Below are 4,817 nucleotides of genomic sequence, written 5' to 3'. Positions count from 1 at the left end.
CCTCTATAGCGATGGTATATTTTTTTATTTGGAAGTCCCTAAGCTTACATCCCTCATGATTTCATTTTTTGAAAACATTTTTACTAATATAAATCTTACTTTGATATTTCGTATTATTAGTAACTAGGGTATACGTAGGCTATGATTGGCGCTTTTGAGGAAAACTTTGCGATTTACTGACTTTACGCCTGCTCATCAAATCGGGTGCGAAAGCCTCCGTATTTTATCCAATATTGTTTCAAATTGTGGCAGGGTGTATGCAAACTGGCTTTTGCTTGATACAGAATCACTTGACGATGATCGCCCATCCAAATTTTATTACTTGGATCAACTGAAATAATAGTGCCTCCTAACGCTCCTACACATTGGGAAAAACGCTCAATAGCACTATAATCTACGGTTTCAAAAACAAAGAAATGACCTGAACAAATTAAATGCCTGCTGCGAATCCAGCACTGCATTTTTTTCTGCGCTTCTGGGGGTAGCATATTCGCTTTAATGGCCAGATTAGGCAGGGAAAGATCATAGGATGTTTGGGACTTCATGGGCGAAACTCTCCCGCTTTTCAAACCGCAAAGCCCCAAAGGTAGATCCCCAAACCTGCTTGTGTGTATTGACATCCAGCCCTCTATCTAGGCTTACCCAAGTAGTTTGTGTGATTTCAACGTAACTATCGAGATAAGTCTGGCAGCCATTTTTCTCAATTAAGCACAAGTTTCCAGGCTCAACAGCGCCTATAAATCTATCTCCCTCTCGTTTGAAAATCATCGAGCAGTGATATCTGCGCGCGATACAATCTGGGGTGATGGTTCTAAGAATGCTTAACTCACGGGCTGCACCAGCATAGATAAGGGCATTTTTTAAACTGTAGTTTTCGATATAAATCTCATCGCCATGATCTACTAAGCGATGTACTCCCTGTCTATAAGGTTTCCACAAATCATAGTCATAAACCTGTTCTGAATAAAGCCCAATTCCTGAGAAGAATTCAAACGGTAATGGACGAAATAATACATGAATATGGGCGTAATCTTTAGAATTTTCAAATGCCTGTTTATAATTGCTGAAATCCCCTGACATCCAACGAGCTAGGGTGATTAAATGATTCGATGTACTGTCGCGGATATGTGGTGGTGAAGAATTCATAAATAGATTAAGGATAAATAAACAATACAGAATTTGTCTTGTAAAGTTGCTCCTCTTGGGCTTTACCCAAGACCGCACTTTCTGCAAAATTCAAAATTATGACATGACGAAACTAACGTGGTCAGTTCATATTGAGACTGCACGCTCTAACGTTGTATATATATGACTAGAAATGCCTAGAGAGCCATTTTTGGAGCTAGTTTATTTGTGAATATTCTGGCGGATTTCGGAAGAAAAAGAGGCAGTGACAACTCCTGTACCAGCGCTGGTTTTAATTAGAGAAACCCGACAACGGACATTGGGGTTGACAAACCATATCTTTTCTTCGGCGGCGGCGCGATCGTAGGCGGTGACTAGCACGAATGTGCTGTCTTCTGTTAAGTAATAATCGCCAGCCGCTGCGATCGTTTCGGCATAGCCTTGATCGCGCAGGAGTTTACCACGATGGGGATGAGTTGGATCGGGGATAGGAACTAGGACGCAACTACCTTTGATTTCATTTTCATCCCAGTCTGATTGGCCTTCCCAACTCATCCGAAAAGGAGAAACAACTGTTTGAGGATCAATGTTATAGGTTTTACACAAGTCAATTACTGCCGGATCGTTATCTGGGAGAGCAATGATATCTATCTCAGACTGTACCGCTTCAAAGTGACCGAATGCTAAATGATGGGCACTACGTTGCGATCGCCAACGCCCAATAGAATTTGCAACAAACTCCGTAATATTCATCAACTCTTTGGTTTGTGTTTTTAGCTATTTGCTTTTGGATTGGAGAATCTCCCAATTTACCCCTACAGACCATTTATATACAAAATGTTAGAGGCTAGTAAATTCTCCATTGGTAGCGTTAAGCTATTTCCGTGATACTAAGAATCTTGCCTCCTGTTTTCTGGATGCTCTGAATTTTCTGGGCTAGCTGGTTGTATCCCACGTCAAATGCCATGCTTTTAGTCATCTGAACACCAAAATTGGCTTTGGAGACAGCGACACGGAACCGCTTCCCTGTATTGCTGATAGCACCGGAACCACGAGGCGGGGAAACAATTTTGGTAGCGAGGTTAGTGCCAATGTCGCTAATCAATTTTGCTGATTTGCCCAAATCATTGGCAGCAAATCCCCGCATCAATGCAAAGCTACGGTTAAAAACGACATTCTTGACGCCAGCTTGGGTACGATTACCACGGGCAGAGGGTACAATATTGTCGCCAAAACTCCTGATATATTCAGCGCTATCAATGTAGGAGTTGATTTCCTCTGCGTAGCCCTGGGTGTTGTAAATTTGCACATGTTCCGCCACTTCAGCCTGATCTTGCGGGGCACGACCGAGCAAATGTTTGAAGTTTAATTCGATAAAACGATAGGGAGAAGAAGTTTCAAAAAACAGCGAACGGTATAGATCAGATTGAGCCACGGCTCTGACGAAGCCAGTAACAGTGATGTCACTGTTCCGCAATTGAGACTCTGCACTGGTAAGCCGTTGGTTATCAAATACATGAGCATTGCCCAAAACTTGCCGATACACTGCTCGGATCACGCCTTGCAGATCATCCTCAGTGGCGTTGGCTCGTAATTCAACAAACTCGGCTTCTATCCAAAGTGCCATGTTAATGACTCCTAAATTTAGGATTTTCGTATGATTTTTTGAAAAATTGTAAATTAAAAAAGTTAATCATCTTGGATGGGCATTGCCCACCCTGGAAAACGTTATGCGATTTCAGTAATGCTGACGATTTTGCCAGAAGTGCGATTAATCCGTTGAATTTGCGGGGTCATTTTACTAGCTGGAACAATGTACTCAGTCGTACTGATGCGGCGGGGGCTGTCGAATTTGGAACCTGTGACTACGATTTTGAAACGTTTTTCGGTACCAGAACCAATCACAGTTGCCGAAGAGGCTTTAATGGCATTGGCACTGTTGGTTGCAACTGCATAGACCAATTGTGCAGACTTGACTGAGCTATCAATTTGGGCAGGGCCGCGATCAAGGGCAAATATCCGGTTGTAGCCTACTTGCTTGGAGTTGGCTTCGCTGCTTCTACCGCGATCGTAGGGTACTACGTTTTCGCCAAAGGCTGCTTGATATTCACTGCTATCGATGTAGGAATCAATTTCAGCATCGTAGCCCTCGGCGACAGTGCGAACAATATGCTCAGACACTTCTCTTTGATCCTGAGGTGCGCGACCAAGCAAGTGCAGAAAGTTAAGTTCTACAAAACGGTAGGGAGCGCAAGACTCAAAGTAGCGGGTACGATAAAAATCTGACTGGGCAACGGCGCGAACAAATTCCCGCACGGTGATGGAGCGATCGCACAATTGTGATTCTGCTGTCACCAACCGCTCGCTCTCCATGACATGAGGGTTGCCTAAAACTTGTTTGTAAACTGCACGGATGATAGTTTGAACTTCCTCTAAGCCACTACCGGGCCAAAGTTCAAGAATTGTTTGGGATGCCATTGAAATCTATGCTCCTCAATTTTTTAAGTTTGCACCCGAATTTATACAGCAGTGATACTTGCTATCACACCGCCCTGCTGGTGAATGCGCTGATACTCTTGAGAGAGCTTTTCGTATGACACCAGAAAGACTTGGTTGGAACGGCGAAACTTGGAAATACTATTGAAGGTTTTGGCACGATAACCTGTAACTTCAATGCGGTAAACTTTACCACCAGCACTAGCATCGACTCCAAGACGAGTACGCGCACTAGTCGAAGGTGTAGAGAAGGTTGCTCCAGCACTAGCAGGTGAAATTACTGCTGTGGGTATGCCTTGAATTACTAATGAATTTAGCTTGGGAGCCTTGCCCGACAGGTCACCCTTCAGGCTGCTGCTGGAAGCACCCCGCACCAACTGGAAGGTGTGAGTAAATTGCACCATGCTCTGAAGAGCTTCGGTTTTGTAGCCTCGGATGTAAGGCACAAAGTTTTCCCCAAAGGTAGACTGATACTCATCACTATCGAGATAAGAATCGATCTCAGCTTCAAACCCTTGATTATCAAGAATGGTGCTGTGTGCCCGCATTTCTTCTAAATCAAGTGGTGGACGACCCAGCAAATGGCGGAAGTTGAGTTCGATCGCCCGGTAGCGGGCACAACTGGTGAAAAAGCGAGAACGATAGAGTTCAGATTTAGCTACTGCTCTGACAAACTCGCGGACGCTCAATTCACCCCGCTTAAATTGGGATTCGGGCACAACCAGCCGCTCACTTTCCATCACATAGGCATTGCCTAATACTTGCCGATAGACTGCCCGAATGATTGTTTCTGCTTCTTCTTGTGAGCGACCTGATACCCACTCAACGGGAGGGGTTTCATCAAATAAACTTACTCCCAGGCGTGAAGCTGGTCCAAATGGCATTAATTGTTTCTCCTATTAACGAAAGTTTAAAAAAATTGTTTCAATTTGTAAATAAATTTCAGATTGCTCACCTAGACCAATCAAATCGCTGGATTAATTTGTTGCAACTCAAATTGCCAGCTTCTATAAGCATGGAAGTTTTGATTTCCTATATGCTCAAGCTTTTTAGGCGTTGTATACGCTTTGTTATGATCATTTTCTTATGAGAGCGTAACGATGAGCATCAAGATTTGTAAATTATGATGAAATGAGAGAATTTTGCACTCAGTTTGCACAAACGATTTTGATTTTAATGGGGATAGGGTATTGGGC

General features: G+C 43.5%; 6 protein-coding genes. All 6 read right to left on the bottom strand.

Features of this window, described 5'->3' with window-relative positions; genetic code table 11:
• Nucleotides 1-182: 182 nt before the first annotated feature.
• The 6 genes from ACFE90_RS36295 to ACFE90_RS36270 all read right to left on the bottom strand — a co-directional run bounded on the left by ACFE90_RS36295 (nucleotide 183) and on the right by ACFE90_RS36270 (nucleotide 4,505).
• Entirely contained in the window at nucleotides 183-545 is a 363-nt protein-coding gene (locus ACFE90_RS36295; RefSeq protein ID WP_375507087.1) for a CpeR family transcriptional regulator, read from the bottom strand.
• Complete coding sequence (locus ACFE90_RS36290) at nucleotides 523-1,146, bottom strand: chromophore lyase CpcT/CpeT (RefSeq protein ID WP_375507086.1); 624 nt, start codon at nucleotides 1,144-1,146, stop codon at nucleotides 523-525. Before ACFE90_RS36290 ends, ACFE90_RS36295 begins: the two co-directional genes overlap by 23 nt.
• 201 nt (nucleotides 1,147-1,347) lie before the next feature.
• Entirely contained in the window at nucleotides 1,348-1,878 is a 531-nt protein-coding gene (locus ACFE90_RS36285; protein WP_375507085.1) for a phycobiliprotein lyase, read from the bottom strand.
• A 118-nt stretch (nucleotides 1,879-1,996) separates the two neighbouring features.
• On the bottom strand, nucleotides 1,997-2,752 hold the full coding sequence (locus tag ACFE90_RS36280) for a phycobilisome rod-core linker polypeptide (RefSeq protein ID WP_375507084.1): 756 nt from the start codon (nucleotides 2,750-2,752) through the stop codon (nucleotides 1,997-1,999).
• 101 nt (nucleotides 2,753-2,853) lie between these two features.
• Nucleotides 2,854-3,603, bottom strand: coding sequence for a phycobilisome rod-core linker polypeptide (locus tag ACFE90_RS36275; RefSeq protein ID WP_375507083.1), 750 nt, complete (start codon nucleotides 3,601-3,603; stop codon nucleotides 2,854-2,856).
• Nucleotides 3,604-3,644: 41 nt separating this feature from the next.
• Nucleotides 3,645-4,505, bottom strand: a complete 861-nt coding sequence (locus ACFE90_RS36270) for a phycobilisome rod-core linker polypeptide (protein ID WP_375507082.1) — start codon at nucleotides 4,503-4,505, stop codon at nucleotides 3,645-3,647.
• Nucleotides 4,506-4,817: the final 312 nt, after the last annotated feature.

This window comes from uncultured Nostoc sp., assembly GCF_964245445.1.
GTDB lineage: Bacteria > Cyanobacteriota > Cyanobacteriia > Cyanobacteriales > Nostocaceae > Nostoc.
The sequence above is the reverse complement of the archived record's forward strand: the minus strand, read 5'-3'. Positions and strand labels throughout refer to the sequence as shown.

Bases quoted from the DNA above. Each gene is read 5' to 3' on its own strand.
- ACFE90_RS36295 (WP_375507087.1), bottom strand. From the start codon at position 545: ATGAAGTCCCAAACATCCTATGATCTTTCCCTGCCTAATCTGGCCATT.
- ACFE90_RS36290 (WP_375507086.1), bottom strand. From the start codon at position 1,146: ATGAATTCTTCACCACCACATATCCGCGACAGTACATCGAATCATTTA.
- ACFE90_RS36285 (WP_375507085.1), bottom strand. From the start codon at position 1,878: ATGAATATTACGGAGTTTGTTGCAAATTCTATTGGGCGTTGGCGATCG.
- ACFE90_RS36280 (WP_375507084.1), bottom strand. From the start codon at position 2,752: ATGGCACTTTGGATAGAAGCCGAGTTTGTTGAATTACGAGCCAACGCC.
- ACFE90_RS36275 (WP_375507083.1), bottom strand. From the start codon at position 3,603: ATGGCATCCCAAACAATTCTTGAACTTTGGCCCGGTAGTGGCTTAGAG.
- ACFE90_RS36270 (WP_375507082.1), bottom strand. From the start codon at position 4,505: ATGCCATTTGGACCAGCTTCACGCCTGGGAGTAAGTTTATTTGATGAA.